Here is a 16,044-nt window from a genome sequence, read left to right as displayed (position 1 = left end):
AAGAAATCGTGAAGGTGCTCGCCGCCCGGCGAGCAGACATGCCTAGGTCGGTCCAATGCCACGCCTGCCAGCCACAAAAGTGCCGCCTCGGCGTCACAGTGCCAGTTGCTGACTGCACAGGTAGTAGTACAGACCCTGTCTGGCCATGAGTTCGTCGTGCGTACCGCGCTCGACCAGCCGGCCCTTCTCCAGTACCAGGATCACGTCGGCGTCGCGGACGGTGGATAGCCGATGGGCGATCACGAAGGACGTGCGTCCTTCGAGGAGCTCGTCGAGGTTTTCTTTGACCGCGCGCTCGGATTCGGTGTCCAGTGCGCTGGTGGCCTCATCGAAGACCAGCACCGGCGGCCGCGGGTAGACGGCCCGCGCGATCGCTATCCGCTGGCGCTGGCCACCGGACAGCAGCATCCCGCTCTCGCCGATCTTGGTTTCGTAGCCCAGCGGCAGGCGCTCGATGAACTCGGCGGCATTGGCCACCCGCGCCGCCCATATGATCCGCTCGGAGTCCGCGTCCTCGTCGCCGAGCGCGATGTTCTCGGCGATCGACGCGTCGAACATGTGGTTGTCCTGCAGTACGAACCCGATATGGCGGCGCAGTTGGCGCAAATGCAGCCCAGTCAGATCCGCCCCGTCGAACAGGATCGTCCCGGCGGTGGGCAACAGCAGCCCGGACAGGCATTTGACCAGTGTGGTCTTACCGGAGCCGCTGCGCCCGACGATGGCCACCCGAGTACCCGGTTCGACCTCGAAGTCGATCTCGTCGAGTATCGGCGTCGTGGCTGGGCCGGGGTACTCGAATGTCACCCGCGCGAACCGAACTCGACCTGACAGCGTCGGCACCGGTGTCAGCGACGAGTGATCCTCGCCCTGCTCGGGTTCTTGTTCGAGGATGTCGTTGAGTCGGTCGAGAAGGATGGTCGAATACTGCAGCTGGTCCCACAGCCACAGCAGGCCCAGGACCGGACCATTGGCCAGCAACACAAGGGCGTTGAAGGAGACCAGCTCGCCGATCGTGAGGTGGCCGCGCATGACTTGCAGGGCGCCGATCCACAAGAACAGCACCAGAGACAGGAACGTGACGACTTGAACGAGCGCCTGATAGGTCATCACCGTCAGGTCGGCCCGGTACAGCTGTGAGGAAAGGCCGTTGAACTGCCCGAGCAGCAGCCGGCGAAGCGATTCTTCGGCGCCCATCGCCTTGACCGTCTCGATGCCTTTGATGGAATCGATCTGGCGTGACTGGTACTTACCCCACGACTCCTCCAGCACATCGAACGCCGGGCGAAGACGGTTGCGGGAGAACCACATCAGCCCCCCGTACAGCGGAGCGGTCGCCAGATACACCAGCGCGAGCCGCCAGCTGTAGACGAACATGATGATCACCGCTACGAGCAGTTGGGCGGCCGAAGCCAGGCCCGCGACTCCGTGCTCGACGATGAATGTGCGCACCTGTCGCAAGCCGTTCAGGCGCCGCGAGATGTCCCCGGTGCGGCGCGCGTTGAAGTAGCTCATCGGCAAGGCGAGCAGTCTTTCCGACAGCGTGTCCAGGCTCGCTCGATCGATGCGCACCGCGATGCGGCTGAGGAAGTATCGCTGCGCCAGCGTTACCGCGACGCTGAGCACCAGCGCACCGAACATGCCCGCCACCAGAAGTGTCAGCAGGCTTGCGTCGTGATATTGGATCACCCCGTCGACGATGTACTTGCTCAACACCGGGATGAGCATGTCGGCACCGGCGGCCAGCAGGGCCAGCACGAGCGCCAAGACCAAGACGCGGCGATACGGCCGGAAGAACTCGACCAGCCAGCCGACGCGCGAGGTCGCCTGCGGGGTCTGCGCGAATGCGTCGGTCGGGGTGAAGAACGCTGCGAAGCCCGACCACTTCGACTCGAACTCCGAGCGTTTGACCTTGCGGCGGCCTCGGGCGGGGTCGGCCAATCGAACATGCTCCGCGCCAACGTCATACAGGACCAGCCAGTGGTTGGCATCCCAGTGCACGATGGCCGGCAGCGGCATCTCGTCCAAGCGCGTCTTGGACACCTTGGCGGTGCGCGCCGCCAGCCCCAGCGCCTCTGCGCCCCGCGCGATACCCAGCAGGCTCGTACCGTCGATGGCGGTATGGACCGCTTCACGCACCCGGGTGATTGAGACGTTGCGCCCGTAGTAGTGGCAAACACTGGCCAGAGATGCTGCGCCGCAGTCCATTTCGTCGACCTGCAACACAGACGGAAATCGGCGGATGCGCCGCCGCGAACTGATGGACCCGTCGAGCTGTTCGTCGCCGCCGTTGGTTTGAACGTCGGCTTGCGGGAATTCAGCTGTGGCGGTGCGGGTCTGGTCCGCGGCCAGCGCGTCGGGTCCGGCTTGTGCGGGTAACAGCTCCTCGGCGAAATCGAGCGGCACCCGCGCCGTACGCAGGTAGTCGTAGGACGAGATGCGTTGCTCGATCTCCTTGCGGAACGCCGGGAACTCCGCGGAGAGGCGGACGAAAACCGCTGGGGGCAGCGTCCATAAATCGGCGTCGGTCACTGCCTCGACGGTTGCCGTGCGCGTGGAGCCGCGCAGCAGCGCCACCTCGCCGAAGAAATCACCCTGGCGTAGGTAGGCGCGCTGTTCCCGCGCGGCGTTGGTTTCGAAGTACGCACGCAGCCGGCCGGCGCGCACGATGTACATCGGCCCGGGCGGGTCGCCTTGGCGGATCACGATGTGCCCGGCGGGCACAGTCATCGGTGTCAGGCCCTCGAGCAGCAGTCGCATGCCCTCGGCGGGAAGACCCGAAAAGGCCGTGTAGGCGCGCAGGAAGTCGCGCAGCTCGTGGCGACGCACGTGCAGGTCGAGGTAATGGGCGATGGCAGGCTCGCTGAACACCAGCGCGTCGAACACCGCCTTGTCGAGCCGCAGCGCCACCACCGCGCCGGACGCGCGTACGGTCGCGGTGCGGGTGCCGCCGGGTGCGAGCAACGCCCGCTCGCCGAACGCGTCGCCGGCGTGCAGCACGTTGAGCGGGACCTCCTCACCCTGATCGCCGGTCTTGATGACACGTGCGGTGCCCGACTCGAGCATGTACATGGCGTCCGCTGCGTCGCCCTCGGCGACGATCACCTCGCCGAACGAATACGACTCACGATGGAACGAGGCCTCCACCAAGCGCCGCACGTCCGCGGGCATCAGTTCGAGCAGCGCGAAGCGGTGCCGCTCCCCCGGTACGCCAGGAGCCGGCGGCTCAGAGATGCTCATGCCAGTGGACATGTCGGTTGACCTCAGCGGACAGGGCGCGATGGAGCACGGTGGCTGCGGCGCGGCGGCGCACCGCGGGATCGTCCAGGCTTGGGGTGCACCGTTTCAGGACCACCGCGACGCAATGATCTGCTCCGGTGGACAACGGCCCGACGAGCTCACCAGGGTCGGCCGCCAGCAGCCGGGTGCGCAGCGCCGGGTCGGCGTCGTCGAGCAGCAGGCAGACCGTCTGCAGCTCCGCGCCGGCATCTGCGGCGACATCACCCAGGTCACGCCCGTCCACAGAGATACACATCGCCGCTTCGCGCATCACCGCCTCGTCGGGGTGGATCAGCATCTGTAGTTCGAGGCTGGTCCACCCAACCCTGTTGGTGTGGACCTCGGCAGCCAATAGCGGCTCACGCAATTGGGCCGTACAGAAGCGCTCACGGGCGCCCGGCAGCGCGGCCAGATCGTCCCACGGCGTAGCGCCCGGCCGTTCGGCCAGCGCCACGGCGACCTCTTCGGCCAGCGTCCGCGCATATTCGGCCAGCACGCCCGAGCACACTGCGTGCACCCAGCAGGCCCGGTCGAGTTCATTGTCCGACGCCTGCGTGAGCCCCTCGGCGGGATCGGTCAGTGAGCGGCGCATCTCCGCCATCCATTCCGGCACGGTGACGCCGTAGCGGGCGAGCCACTCCACGAGTTCATCGGCGCTGAGCAGTCTGTGCCGATATCGCCAAGCGGTAGCGGCCGCTTTCGTCGCATCCGCGGTCGGCAGTGAGTCGGTGGCTGTGAGGTCGGCCTCCCGAGCAAGTAGCCCGGCGACCCGGCGCTCGAGCGCCTGCCACTGGCCCCGCACCCGCGCAGCATCGATCACCTGCAGCCACGTGAACGGGTGACCGGCGGCGCTGAACACCGTCGTATCAGCTGCACCGCCCGGCGTGGTCATCGCGGGGATGGGTCGGTACGACGGGACGTGGCGCCATCTGTGGGTGTCGGTTGCTGCGCAGCGGCAGCCGCGAGGACGGGATAAACGGTCTCCAAACCCTGCCGCCCCTTGAGCAGAAGCTGCTCGGGTGGGCCCCAAGCGAATCTGTCGCGGACCGCATGTTGAACTGCGGCCGTCACCATCACCGCCGCGCGCCCGTCGCGCCCGGCCAGTCCCGACAGCCGAAATGCGACGTTGGTGGAATCGCCGATCACCGCCTCGACGGAGCGGGTCATCGCGGACAACGCGGCTTCCCCCTGCACGATCGCCCAACCCATTTGGATCGGTGATCCGTCCGGATTGCGCAACGGCAGCGCGGGGCCCAGGACGCCGACGCGCTCGTTGGCGACCAGCGCGAACGTGATCGCCAACGCCACCGCATCAGGCACGGCGCTCGGCTCCCACACCGCATACAGGGCGTCCCCGGCGTAGTGGTTCAGCGTGCCGCGATGCGCGCGGAGGATGGCACTGAGATCACCCCACAGCACGTTCAGGCCCGACGCGATCACCGCCGGGTCGGTGACCTCCGAGAGGGTGGAGTAGTTCACGATGTCCCCGACCACCATGACCATCGGAGTGAGGTCGATCCGCGCACGCGTCAGGCCCGGGTCGGCATAGCTCGACCCGGTAAACCGGGCGGAATCGAACCTCAGGGTCAGATCGCCCAAACAAATGACGTCGCCGGACTTGATCGGCATGGGCACCGCGCGCTCGAGCCGCATCCCGTTGATCCGCGTCCCGTTTGTGCTGGTGTCGATGACAAACGCCCGCGTCGTCTCGGCATCAAGGCGGACCTCTAGATGGTTGCGAGAAATCTGAGGATCATCGACCACCATCCGCCGCGCCGGCGTGATCCCTGCACACTCGCGGCCCACGAAGAGCTGACCGAAAATCGGCACCCTCCGCTGCGGGACGCCCGGCGCCGATACGTCGAGGTATCCCAGTGGTCCCTCGACGGGCGCATCGGACACCGATTAAATCTAGAGTTCCTGGGCGGGTCGAGCCAGCAACACATGTTCTCCACAGCAAGCTGGCAGTTTCCGTGAACTGAGACCCCCGGTCAGGCGGCCACCGCCGGGCACCCGCGAGCGGTGGCCGCTGAATCAAATACCCGGACCCTTTACATCTATTGGTGCGACGCAGGCTTTCCCGGTGGTTCAGGTTGCGGATTGAATCCGCCCTTCACCGCATCCGCATCGGCCGGCGCCAAATCTTCGATTGTGTCGACCTCAGCGGCTGTCGCCGACGGATCGCTCTCAGAGCTGGACATCATTTCCTTGATTCCTTTCGCTAACATTCCGGACTGGCTGCACCGACAGCAGCTACTGGCCCTTTCCGGCGCCGCCGCCGCTGCCATGCCACGTGCCCACTTGTAGCCCCCCACCCTTCACGCCGACCGACTCCTCGTGGCTGGGCGCCAGATCCCCAATACTGTCGCCCTGATTCGTGCGATCGTTGCTCGCGTCGGCTGCCGTCTGCTGTTGTTGTTCGTTGCCGCTCATCTCATTGATTCCCTTCGGTGTCGTCAGCCCGTCGTGGGCTGGGCTGGATAGAGGGTGCTTCAGATGTCTTGGCGAATTCTTGAGGCGCAGATCAAACCCGGTATCTGATGATTATGAGCCGCCAACTGACCGCAAGGAACCCCAGAAGATCACGCGGCCGGCGGCATCTCGATGACGACGATGTCGAGATGCCGCGCAGATTGACAAGACACGCCTGGCTACTTTGACAAGATTCGGGCGTGTCGCGAGAGCTGGTTAATCTTCGTCGCAAACGCGCAGGTCAACGTACGCCGAACGAGGAGATCGGCGGCTGGTATGCGAGTCATGCGCTGCCCGGTGATCTCGCCCCCTCACACTTAAGGTCGGTCCGCCCGAAGCGGAGTACGGCGGCGCCGTCGGCGACGGGCCAATTGTCGGGGTACAGCGATGAACATTGCGTCTAACACGACGGTGTTGCGGACTAATTGAATAGTGCGGCAACGGAATTGGATGGCTGCTACGCCTGCGTCCCTGAGCGCGCATGGCTACGAATGCGTCAGCCGCGACGCGATCCCGGGCATGAGCTCCGTCCTCGTCGCAATCCTGCTGCGCGAGAGAGCCGGGCAGAGGCCGCGCTCGAAGATCCGGGTGATCAGGAGCGCGACGGTGTGCCGCGGCAGTACACCGACCTTGGCTTGCTCACCGCCCTCGCAGGATCAATCCGCAGCGTGGATGCATTTGGCCTCGCGGCGAAAGGGCATCGCATGCGGCGCACTGAAATGCATGACAGGCGATCGGGGTGAGACCACGTTGACTTTCCTGTCAATTCGCTTGTACGAAACTCCGTCTTCCCGCACATAGATGTACATTCACGGTATCGCCACGATGCAAGGGGCTTCGGCATGCGTGAACCAATATCGGCGCATATTCATCTGTCGGCGGGCATCCTGAAGGACCGCTCATGAGCGGCAACGCATGGCAGCCGATCCAAGTGCCGGATCCTGATCACGCCATCATCGGCGCGCAGCGGCAGATCACCTACCTGCCCGACGGCGGTGTGCAGACCAGTACTCGGATCCAATACAAAAACGGTTCCACGGTGACGGATACCGACATCGTGCACGAGACATCCGGGCGCGGTGTAACGACAACAACCACTGACAGCACCAAACATATTGAATCGAAAGACACCACCGTCACGATTGATTCGAGTAGCCACACGGTGCTGGAGCAATACGCCCATACCTCGAACTGGACGACCACCTTGACCCCGGCCGACGGCCCATCGACGACGGAGCAGGGGCAGACGATCTGGGACCCGGAGACCGACACCAACACCGAGACGGTAACCACGACATATCCGGGCGGAACGATCAGGGCGGTTACGACGGTCTGGTCCGACGCCGCTGGCGGCGTTAACGACGCGCGTCAGCACACTGACGAGTACGACGAAAACGGCAAACTGACCGACTCGACCGATCAGACGGTATGGATGGCTCGCGACGGGAGTTGGGAGCCCAAACCAACCACATCGGCACCCACTGACGGTCACACCACGGACGACCCCACCCAAGAAACCGATGACGGGGAGGGCAACGACGCCTCCACCGATGGCGAACCGACCGACGATTCAGGCACTTACGGCCCGCGCGGTCCCGTCACACCCGCCGATATCGATAGCGGCGGGGGTGGCGATGGGGACGGCGACGGGTCAGGCAGTGGGGACGGCACAGGCGAAGGGTCCGGCGAGGGCGAGGGCGAAGGGTCTGGCGAAGGGTCCGGCGAGGGCGAAGGCGAAGGGTCCGGCGAAGGCGAGGGCGAAGGGTCCGGGTCTGGGGCCGGGGCCGGCGACGGGGATAGCGGTGGGCCCGGGGCCGACAACAACCCCTTCGAACACGCAGTGTGAGTGGAGGCCGACCGGGTGATCACGACACACGGGCTCGGCTCCGCGACACACCTTGAGCTGCGGCCGGCGCACCTACGACAACCGCGAGCATGACCGATGGACCATCGAGCGGATCTCGGCGCGGGCAGCACGGATGGACAGTGCAGCCCCTCGTATCAGGTTGCCGGTCACGGGTCCAATTCTTCTCCGGCGCAAATGCTTTCACCATTTCCGGATTTGAACTTCGACCCGTCGCCTGACCTGTGGAGAGCGTTGGAATTGCCTGGCTGCCCAGCCCCCAGCGGCCGTCCATCTCGGTAGGCTAGAACGCCTACAGGTCAATCTTCGTTGCGTCTCGACAAACGGGACTGCACACATCCACGCGGGGATCTTTCAAAACATCCTCGTCCGATTGTCTCGCGAGCAGCAGCGGCCCGGTCGGAATCAATCCGCCTTGACATGTTGTCTCCCAATGACTCTCGTGACCAGACGGATGAATCGGGTGAGCCCGAATATGCATGAATCACAACTCACTTGGCGGATCTCAAGCAAGACCTCGGTCCGTTGAGCGGACCCACCACCCCATTTTTGATATCCCAACCGGATGCCGGCCGGCCGCGTCGCCGGTTGCGTTTCGCAAACAGGACCCGGATGCCTGCGGCCCGGTCCGCTCATCGGACCGGGCCGTTGCACCAGACGTCGCCGTGGATGCCCAATTGGTTGACCGTCGAAATCCTTTGACAACGAGGTGATTTAAAGTGACCGACACAGATACCGACACCGTCGACACGACTGCCGCAGATACCAGCGGCTCGGATGGCACCGACCCAACTACGGGCACGGAACCGAGTGGCACCGACAGCTCGAGCAGCGGCACAGATCCGAGCAACAGCACCGAAGACCCCAGTGCCGGCTCCGACCAGGGCGGCGGCGCAGACAGCCCCAGCGGCGGCACCGACTCAACCGGTACCGACCCCAGCAGCAGCACCGACTCAGGTGGCACCGATTCGGGCAGCACTGAGAACCCCAGCGGCAGCGCGGATCCAAGCGACAGCACCGACAACTCCACCGGCGGCACCGACCCAGGCGGTGCCGACCCCACCGACAACGCCGGCCCGGGCAGCAGCAGCGACCAAGGTGGCACTGACGGCTCTACTGGTGGCACCGACCCAAGTGGTACCGACTCTGGTTCCGGCTCAGGTTCGACTTCGGGTCCCGGCACAGGTTCGGGCTCGAGTTCGAGTTCGAGTTCGGGTCCCGGCACAGGTTCGGGCTCGAGTTCGAGTTCGAGTTCGGGTCCCGGCACAGGTTCGGGCTCAGGCAAGTCCGGTTCGAGCACCGGCGGTTCGGGAAGCCAGCCGTCGACTTCGGGCAACTACATCGCCACCTTGTTCACCTTCAAATCCAACCCCGGCGAATCTGTAGGAGCCCGAATTGTGCGGTGCTGCAATCAGGCTCTGAGCGCCGGACCGATGGGCCAGACGCAGCGAAGCGACTTCTACCGCGACTTCATAGCCTGCAACCAGGAGAAGACCCAACAGGCCGCCCAGGCGCTGACCGGTGTGAAAACCAGCTGCGCCATGTTCGTTCGTGCCGTCAGAGAATGGTGCGGCGCGCCCGCGGTCGGTCCGTACAAACCGGGAACCGGAATGTTCGTCAGCCTCGGCAACGTCAGCTTGGCGAGCCCCGCTTTTGTGAAGGCCTCCGCCGGCGCGAAACCGAACCCAGGGGACTACTTCTACCTCGCCTCCAGCCAGACCAGTAACGACGGCCACACAGGGATCTTCGTCAGTCAGAACTCCGATGGGAGTTGGCAGACGGCTGAAGGTGGCGGCGCTCCCGACGGCACGACGTGCCGCCTGACCTCCCGCACCATCTCGGGCACGAAATTCACGAATGACGCCCGGACGCTGTGGGGTTGGTTCGACTGCACCAAAGTGGGCCTGCCCACGTCCTAACCCGCCGCCGGCCGCGCCGGTAGCGACACTTCGATACTCAGCGGCTGAACCACATCGATCAGCACTGACGCCCAACGCAATTGAACACATACCTACCTGAGTGCTCCCGGACGGGAGTGCCGGGTTGAGAAACCGACACCACACAAGACCACACAAGATGAGGAGCACCCCATGACCTCCGGAGTACAGCAGATCGGCAACGTCGGCTGCATCACCAAAGCCCTGCTTGATGCCCTGAACCAGATCGAAAACCAGGTTGCCTCAAGCCAAATCGGCCCCGACGGCAAGCCGCTCGGCACCGCCGTCTATATGCACCAGATGACCGGCTACCCGATCGATCCGAAGGACTACGCCCACGCGTGGACGCCTGGCGGCGGGGATTCGGCGGCCAGCTTCGGCGATGACGGCACGTTCAACGCACCTGCCCAGGCCAGTTCGTCGACTCCGGCCGCGGGACCGCCCGGATCGGTGTACCCGCCGCCGGCGGCGCCCGATCCGCAAATGGAGGCGTCGATAAACGCGGCGTTCAACACGTCACAACTGGTCGATCACATGCTGGAGGTTACGCAGAACGGAGTGGCGACGGCCTGGCCCGATCGAGACGTGAGCGTCGAGTACTACACGATCATCACCGGCATGCAGCCCATTGATCAGTCGCCGCCGGCGCAAGACGTGCTCAATCGCGTTGCGGCAGCGCAGAACCTGCTCTACTTGAAGGACTCGAACGGCAACTTCATCGGATACACGCCGCTGTACGCGCAGTTCCGGCGCAATCAGCAGGCGTGGACCGACGCCATCGCTGCACAGGCCCAGGCTTATGCGCAGGCGATGGCCGACCCGGTCGCCGGTCAGTCCTGGCCGATCGTGGCGGAAAGCTACGCCAGCAAGGTCACTGCGGCACTCAACGACTTCAACAGCATGGGTCGCCAGCAGGTGCAAGACGCTCTCGACATCATCGCAACCGAAGGCGAGGGCGCGGTCACCGCTCTGGCGGCGATGGCGAAACAAATGTACGGCGCCTATCAGGTCCAGCTGGCCGGCGGCATCTCGGCCAATGTCCCGTGGTCCTACATCAGCCCGTCGTCGTGGTGGGACTACGCCGACGATTCCTTTGGCGTGCAGAAGATCACGGGCACGAGCCAGCACCACGACGCCACGACGGGCACGGCCGCGGGTTCGTTCGCCGACAATTGGCAACACCAGCAGTCGCAGTCCAACAGCGGCAGCGGCGGGTTCAACATCGGCTGGTTCGGCGCATCGACGACCGATAGCCACAGCGACGCGAACAACGCGTCCGGCAGTCACGCGAACCAGTACAACTGGACGAGCCACGAAGACAATTCGAGCTCGGCCAGTGTGCAGTTCGAGTACTTCGTCGCGACCATCGAGCGGCCGTGGTTCCTGGGTGACCTGTTCAACATCAAGGGTTGGTACATGGTCAAACAACGGGCGAACTGCATCAGCGACGGCACTGTCGCCAACCAGATCGGCGACAAGACCCCCGCTCTCTTGCCGATGGTCCCCAAAGCGTTCCTGATCATCCGGAACGTCAACATCACCTGCGACGACTGGGGCGATTTCGGGGACGCCTTCAACAAGGCGAACCAGGCCGCCCAGAGCTCCGGACAATCCAGCTCCAATCAGGTCGCCGTGTCCGCCAGCTATATGTTCTGCGTCGCCAACGCCTCAGCGCAGCACCAGGATCAGCAGTCCTCGGGCGCATTCGGGTCGCAGCAGACATCATCGGGATTCACCTTCACCTCCGACGGCAAGAAGGGCGGAACACTGCAGCTGCTGGGTTCCCAGATCGCCGGCTGGATCGGCCAGATACAGCCTGCAGCCCCGCTGATGGACGACCCGACGCTACCCAAGCAGAACTCGACCAACTCGCCACAGGCGATGGCAGGTGGTGCCGCGCCGGCCGCGGCAGCAGCTGTGGGAGCCGCAGCGGCACCGGGGAGCTGAGCACCGTGGCCGACGACACCCTGGCGACGCTCGGCCAGAAGGTGACCGACGTTTTCGTCAACGCCTTCGCCAGCGGCAACCCGAACATCTCGCTGGTCTTCCTGCCCTTCGCATTGCCGACGCCAGACGACATCGTGCAGGACGGCGTGGTCAACCCGACCCGGTTGGCATCATTTCTGCTGCCGAATTTCGATGCGCCGTACCTGATGTCGCCAACGCAGTACTCGGTGAACGGTAAGGATCTGTACTACGGCTCGGCGAGCCAGATCTACAGTCTGGCGGTCACCGCTGCGCAACCGACAGCGGCGGCGGGCAGCGACGCCTGGAAGCGACTCGACGCCGAAATCGCCATGGCGAAATCGGTGTTGAGCCCGCCGGGAGTCTCTCCGGAGTTGGCTTGTGTGCCCGATGACTGGCCGTTGGACAACACGAGTTATTGGTCGGTGTTCGACTCCACCCAGGTGCAGTCGGCGCCGACGACTCCGGCGGGCGGCACCTCGACGGGAGGCCGCGTACCGATCGCTCCGCCGGTGCTCAATCCCTCGCTGTGGACGATCAAACCGGCTGAGGCGCAGCAAGCTCCACTCCCGAGCCTGGCATACCTGCACGAGGTGAGCCCGGCGATGGCCACCCCCCTGCTGGCCCGAACCTCCGCGGTAACCGCAACGCCGGAAGCAACGATCAATCCCACGATGATGAAGGTTGCTGTCGCTGAACCAGTTTCACTCAGGCCGAAGTTGTCGATGAATCCGGCGCTGGCCGCTGAGGCAGTACAGGTAAGCGGGCAAGGTCCCGTCGCCAGGGATTGGGTGATTCGTCGCCCGCTTCCTTTTCCCGTGCCGCCTCCCGCACCCCCGCTGCCCCCACCCCCGCCCCCTCCGCCCACGTCGAGCATGTCAGTGACTTTCGACTACATGTCGGCGACCATCGGGTTCACGTCGGCAGGCATTTCGATCTGGGATGGCGTGTTCCTCGCCGATCCGAATTGGTGTGTGCCCGGCATGCCGCGCGGCGGGCTGTTGCCCGCCCCGAATGTCGCTGCGCCAGAGGGGCAGGCGCCTCTGGTCTATGGGCTACCCACCTCCATCGTCGTGGTGAAGAACCTGAACATCTCGGTGCAATGGAGCGGCCAGGACCAGGAAGCCCTGAGCGGCAACGGGTTTATCGGCCCGTTCTCGCTCGCGGGTGGTCTGCCGCCGACCGACTCAAACGGCACGTGGACATACTCGCGGCCGGGTATGCAGGTCATCGCGCTGTTGTGCAGTCACCTTCCGGTGTTGCCGCCGGCCGATGCACCGGACGTCGCGCAGGCACCCCCACCTGCTCCGACAACCTCGACTCCGTCAACGCCTTCGAGCAACGGCACCGCAGCCTCTCCGGACGGTGGCGCTGGCGATACCGACGGCTCGGGCAGCACTGGCGACGACACCTCTGATTCGGGCACCGGTAATTCAGCGGCGTCCTGAAGCCTCACGGCGGCATTACCGAGACACACGCCATTCGTGGGCGCCAAGTGAATATCGAAATCCGTTGATTCTCAACGCCTAACCATAAGGAGGAAGAAATGCAACCGAGCGTTCAACAGGCCTTTGTTCCGTTCAGCAAGCGCTTTGAAGGGTCTGTGCCCTACATGTACCTCGACATCCTCGGGAAGGTTACCGTCGGCATCGGCAATCTCATTGACTCTGTAGCGGCGGCGTCGGCCCTCCCGTTTGTTCACAACTCCGACAACTCAGCTGCTTCGCAGAGTGAGATCCAGGCCGAGTGGAACAAGGTCCATACGACCGCCAGCCTTGCCCAAAAGGGATACAAGGCGGCCGCACCGCCCTTCACCACGCTGCACCTCACCGACGACGCGATCGCCCAACTGGTTGCCAACGTGCTCAACGCCAACCAGGCCATCCTCAAGCGGACGTTCCCGGACTTCGAGAACTGGCCTGCAGACGCCCAGCTCGGGGTGCTCAGCATGGCCTGGGGTCTGGGCGCCGGGTTCCCCGCGACCTGGCCGAAGTTCAAGGCGGCGTGCCTGGCGCAGGACTGGGCGTCGGCGGCGCAAAACTGCCAGATCAACACCGCCGGTAACCCCGGCGTCATACCGCGCAACACCGCAGATGTCCTTCTGTTCAACAACGCTCAAGCAGTTGCCGCCCAGAAGCTCGATGTGTCGGTGCTGCACTGGCCCAACAGCGTGCCGACCGCGGCGTCAGATTCAGGCACGCCCGGCAACAGTGACAACAGCGGGTCTGGGAGCGACGGAGCGTCGGGCTCGAACTCGACAACGGATCCTGGCACAAGTGACAGCTCCACCTCGTCAACCGGAACTACCGATCCGGGTACCACCGACCCCTCGAGTAGCTCTGACGCAACCACCAACGGCGACAGCACAACCACACCAACCAGCGACAGCAGCGACTCGAGCACCGCCGACCCCTCGAACAGCTCTGACGCAACCACCAACGGCGACAGCACAACCACACCAACCAGCGATAGCAGCGACTCGAGCACCACCGACCCCTCGAACAGCTCTGACGCAACCACCAACGGCGACAGCACAACCACACCAACCAGCGATAGCAGCGACTCGAGCACCGGAGTCGACTCAGGTGGCGCTGTAACAAGCTCGCCTGACGGTTCCGACGATGTGGAAGTCGCGCCAGATGCCACCGCTGTGGCGGCGTCGACTGCATAAAATGTTGTGGTCGAATCGGTTTCGCCGATGGCCGCCTGATGGCGGCCATCGGGGGGGACGATCGTCGTACAGAAGACGACTGCTATCGCAATCCAGCACCGATACTGCGCGCGGCACGCACCACCAGGTCACGCAGATTCGGCGCGGGCTTGGCCGCTTGCATCAGGACAGTGACCGCTCCCGCACACGTACCGTTGGGCCACCACACCGGCGCCGAGACGCAGCAGATTCCAGCGAAAGCGTCCTGCTGGTCAACCACTACAGCGTGGTGGTCACGAATAGACTCGCGAAGCCGCCGCCATTCCAGTCGCGTCCAACAGTCAGGCAGCCCAACGTCGTTCTGCCCCTTGGTGGCATACAGCACGCGACCAGACGCAGTACGGCCGGTCGCTTCTCGGCTCGCGGGGGTGGGCATATAGCCACGGCCGTGCGGCGCGGCGGTACAGATCGGCCGCAGACGGTCCTCATGCAAAATCCGCAACGAGGCGATCGCGCGTGATTGAGCAGCCAACGTGCGCACCGGCCCCTGCCCGGCCTGGCGTAATACCGGATTGGGTTGCCAACTCTCCCCGATCCGCCCGATGCGTGCACCGATGTAATAGCGGTTGTTCACTCGCTGAAGTGCTCCGAGGGCCACAAGTTGTTCGGCGAGCCGAAAGGACGATGTCTTCGCCAACCCGCATGCACCCGCCAGCGCGGTCAATCCCAGTCCGCCTTCGGCGGTGGCCAGCGCCTCCAAGATCGCGAACGCGCCATCGAGCACTCCCCTTCGGCTCACAGACGCCGGGAGCGTCACTGTCAGCTTGTCTTGCGCCGCACCGTCGGGGTGCGACAGCAGGCCGGTCGCCGCAGCCAAGCGTTCATCCAGGACGTTGCCGGCTGTCGCAAATTCGCCCATGGTGACCTACTTCGTTTGACATTGAGATATTTGGTCAAACGCACGTTAGGTCGCCAATTGACGAAGAACCCGAGTAGTCAACTACGCGGGTTCTTACGGTCCGGCACTCGGGATTCAGGTGAATTACGCAGTTGGGTCAATTCAATCGCTGCATCACGACAAACGCGCCCGCCGCCACAAGACACATCTATGCGTGCCGGGACGTCACTCCCCCGTCGACCACAATCTGCGTACCTGTGATGAACGACGCCTTGGGCGACATGAGGAACGCGACCGTCGCCCCGATCTCCTCGGGCTGCCCCAGCCTCCCCAACGGCGCGGCCGCCACGAACGCGGTCTTCACCTCCTCGACCGCCAGCGCATCAGCGAGCATCGGGGTTTCGATGAAGCCGGGGCACACGGCATTGACGCGAATTCCCAACGGGCCCAATTGCCCCGCCATCGACCGGGTCAGCCCCAGCAGCCCGGCCTTCGACGCGCAGTACGCCGGGATGAACGGATTACCCACCAGCCCTTCGATGCTCGAAATCCCCACGATCGCCGGCGCGGCGCCCGCAGCCAACGCCTTCTCGAAATGCGGCAGCAGCAGTTGGGACAGCAGCGCCTGCGCGCGCAGATTCACGTCGACCACAGCATCCCAGGATTCGACGGTGAACATCCCGACCGGTTCTGGCAGCACGCGGCCCGCGGCATGCACCAAACCGTCGATGCCGTCCATGGCCGCGGCGGCCTGCTCGACGGCGACGGCCATGGAGTCGGTGTCAGTCACGTCGACGACGACGCCGTGCGCCCCGAGCGATTCCGCCACCGTCACCACCTGAGGCGAAATGTCGAACAGCGACACCGCACGACCATCGGCGATCAGCGCCTTGGCCGACGCCAGACCGATGCCGGATGCGCCACCGGTGACCACCACACCACTCATGCCAGACCCCATTCATCAAATACGCTCCGCCGCGTA

At 64.6% G+C, this 16,044-nt stretch carries 11 protein-coding genes; 5 read left to right on the top strand and 6 right to left on the bottom strand.

The features are described from left to right. Positions 1–93 precede the first annotated feature (93 nt). From G6N59_RS23370 to G6N59_RS23355, 4 genes are all read right to left on the bottom strand, one after another. Entirely contained in the window at positions 94–3,249 is a 3,156-nt protein-coding gene (locus G6N59_RS23370) for a peptidase domain-containing ABC transporter (RefSeq protein WP_138229218.1), read from the bottom strand. Beyond that, on the bottom strand, positions 3,224–4,168 hold the full coding sequence (locus tag G6N59_RS23365; protein WP_138229217.1) for a hypothetical protein: 945 nt from the start codon (positions 4,166–4,168) through the stop codon (positions 3,224–3,226). Before G6N59_RS23365 ends, G6N59_RS23370 begins: the two co-directional genes overlap by 26 nt. Beyond that, entirely contained in the window at positions 4,165–5,178 is a 1,014-nt protein-coding gene (locus tag G6N59_RS23360) for an adenylate/guanylate cyclase domain-containing protein (RefSeq protein WP_234884110.1), read from the bottom strand. The genes G6N59_RS23365 and G6N59_RS23360 overlap by 4 nt, the downstream gene beginning before the upstream one ends. 351 nt (positions 5,179–5,529) lie before the next feature. Then, a complete protein-coding gene (locus tag G6N59_RS23355) occupies positions 5,530–5,709 on the bottom strand; it encodes a hypothetical protein (RefSeq protein ID WP_138229216.1) in 180 nt (59 codons plus the stop codon). A gap of 940 nt (positions 5,710–6,649) precedes the next feature. Between G6N59_RS23355 and G6N59_RS30720 the strand changes: the two genes are divergently transcribed. The 5 genes from G6N59_RS30720 (at position 6,650) to G6N59_RS23330 (ending at position 14,185) form a co-directional block, all read left to right on the top strand. Then, positions 6,650–7,594: a hypothetical protein gene (locus G6N59_RS30720; RefSeq protein ID WP_179970229.1), complete on the top strand. Its 945-nt coding sequence runs from the start codon at positions 6,650–6,652 to the stop codon at positions 7,592–7,594. 737 nt (positions 7,595–8,331) lie between these two features. Next, a complete protein-coding gene (locus tag G6N59_RS23345) occupies positions 8,332–9,531 on the top strand; it encodes a hypothetical protein (RefSeq protein ID WP_163911627.1) in 1,200 nt (399 codons plus the stop codon). Positions 9,532–9,702: 171 nt separating this feature from the next. After that, a complete protein-coding gene (locus G6N59_RS23340) occupies positions 9,703–11,496 on the top strand; it encodes a hypothetical protein (protein ID WP_138229213.1) in 1,794 nt (597 codons plus the stop codon). Positions 11,497–11,501: 5 nt separating this feature from the next. Beyond that, on the top strand, positions 11,502–12,962 hold the full coding sequence (locus G6N59_RS23335; protein ID WP_138229212.1) for a hypothetical protein: 1,461 nt from the start codon (positions 11,502–11,504) through the stop codon (positions 12,960–12,962). Positions 12,963–13,060: 98 nt separating this feature from the next. Beyond that, positions 13,061–14,185, top strand: a complete 1,125-nt coding sequence (locus tag G6N59_RS23330; RefSeq protein WP_138229211.1) for a lysozyme family protein — start codon at positions 13,061–13,063, stop codon at positions 14,183–14,185. An 82-nt stretch (positions 14,186–14,267) separates the two neighbouring features. Here G6N59_RS23330 and G6N59_RS23325 read toward each other — a convergent pair whose 3' ends face one another. Both G6N59_RS23325 and G6N59_RS23320 read right to left on the bottom strand, forming a co-directional pair. Beyond that, the gene (locus G6N59_RS23325; RefSeq protein WP_138229210.1) at positions 14,268–15,083 is read right to left on the bottom strand and encodes a helix-turn-helix domain-containing protein; all 816 of its coding nucleotides are present in this window, start codon (positions 15,081–15,083) and stop codon (positions 14,268–14,270) included. A 187-nt stretch (positions 15,084–15,270) separates the two neighbouring features. After that, positions 15,271–16,008: an SDR family NAD(P)-dependent oxidoreductase gene (locus G6N59_RS23320; RefSeq protein WP_138229209.1), complete on the bottom strand. Its 738-nt coding sequence runs from the start codon at positions 16,006–16,008 to the stop codon at positions 15,271–15,273. Positions 16,009–16,044 lie beyond the last annotated feature (36 nt).

The sequence above is a fragment of the Mycolicibacterium aubagnense genome (assembly GCF_010730955.1).
Classification (GTDB): domain Bacteria; phylum Actinomycetota; class Actinomycetes; order Mycobacteriales; family Mycobacteriaceae; genus Mycobacterium; species Mycobacterium aubagnense.
The sequence above is the reverse complement of the archived record's forward strand: the minus strand, read 5'-3'. Positions and strand labels throughout refer to the sequence as shown.

What these genes read in the sequence shown, in the direction of transcription:
- G6N59_RS23370 (WP_138229218.1), bottom strand. Translation starts at nt 3,249, where the DNA reads ATGTCCACTGGCATGAGCATCTCTGAGCCGCCGGCTCCTGGCGTACCG.
- G6N59_RS23365 (WP_138229217.1), bottom strand. Translation starts at nt 4,168, where the DNA reads ATGACCACGCCGGGCGGTGCAGCTGATACGACGGTGTTCAGCGCCGCC.
- G6N59_RS23355 (WP_138229216.1), bottom strand. Translation starts at nt 5,709, where the DNA reads ATGAGCGGCAACGAACAACAACAGCAGACGGCAGCCGACGCGAGCAAC.
- G6N59_RS30720 (WP_179970229.1), top strand. Translation starts at nt 6,650, where the DNA reads ATGAGCGGCAACGCATGGCAGCCGATCCAAGTGCCGGATCCTGATCAC.
- G6N59_RS23340 (WP_138229213.1), top strand. Translation starts at nt 9,703, where the DNA reads ATGACCTCCGGAGTACAGCAGATCGGCAACGTCGGCTGCATCACCAAA.
- G6N59_RS23330 (WP_138229211.1), top strand. Translation starts at nt 13,061, where the DNA reads ATGCAACCGAGCGTTCAACAGGCCTTTGTTCCGTTCAGCAAGCGCTTT.
- G6N59_RS23325 (WP_138229210.1), bottom strand. Translation starts at nt 15,083, where the DNA reads ATGGGCGAATTTGCGACAGCCGGCAACGTCCTGGATGAACGCTTGGCT.
- G6N59_RS23320 (WP_138229209.1), bottom strand. Translation starts at nt 16,008, where the DNA reads ATGAGTGGTGTGGTGGTCACCGGTGGCGCATCCGGCATCGGTCTGGCG.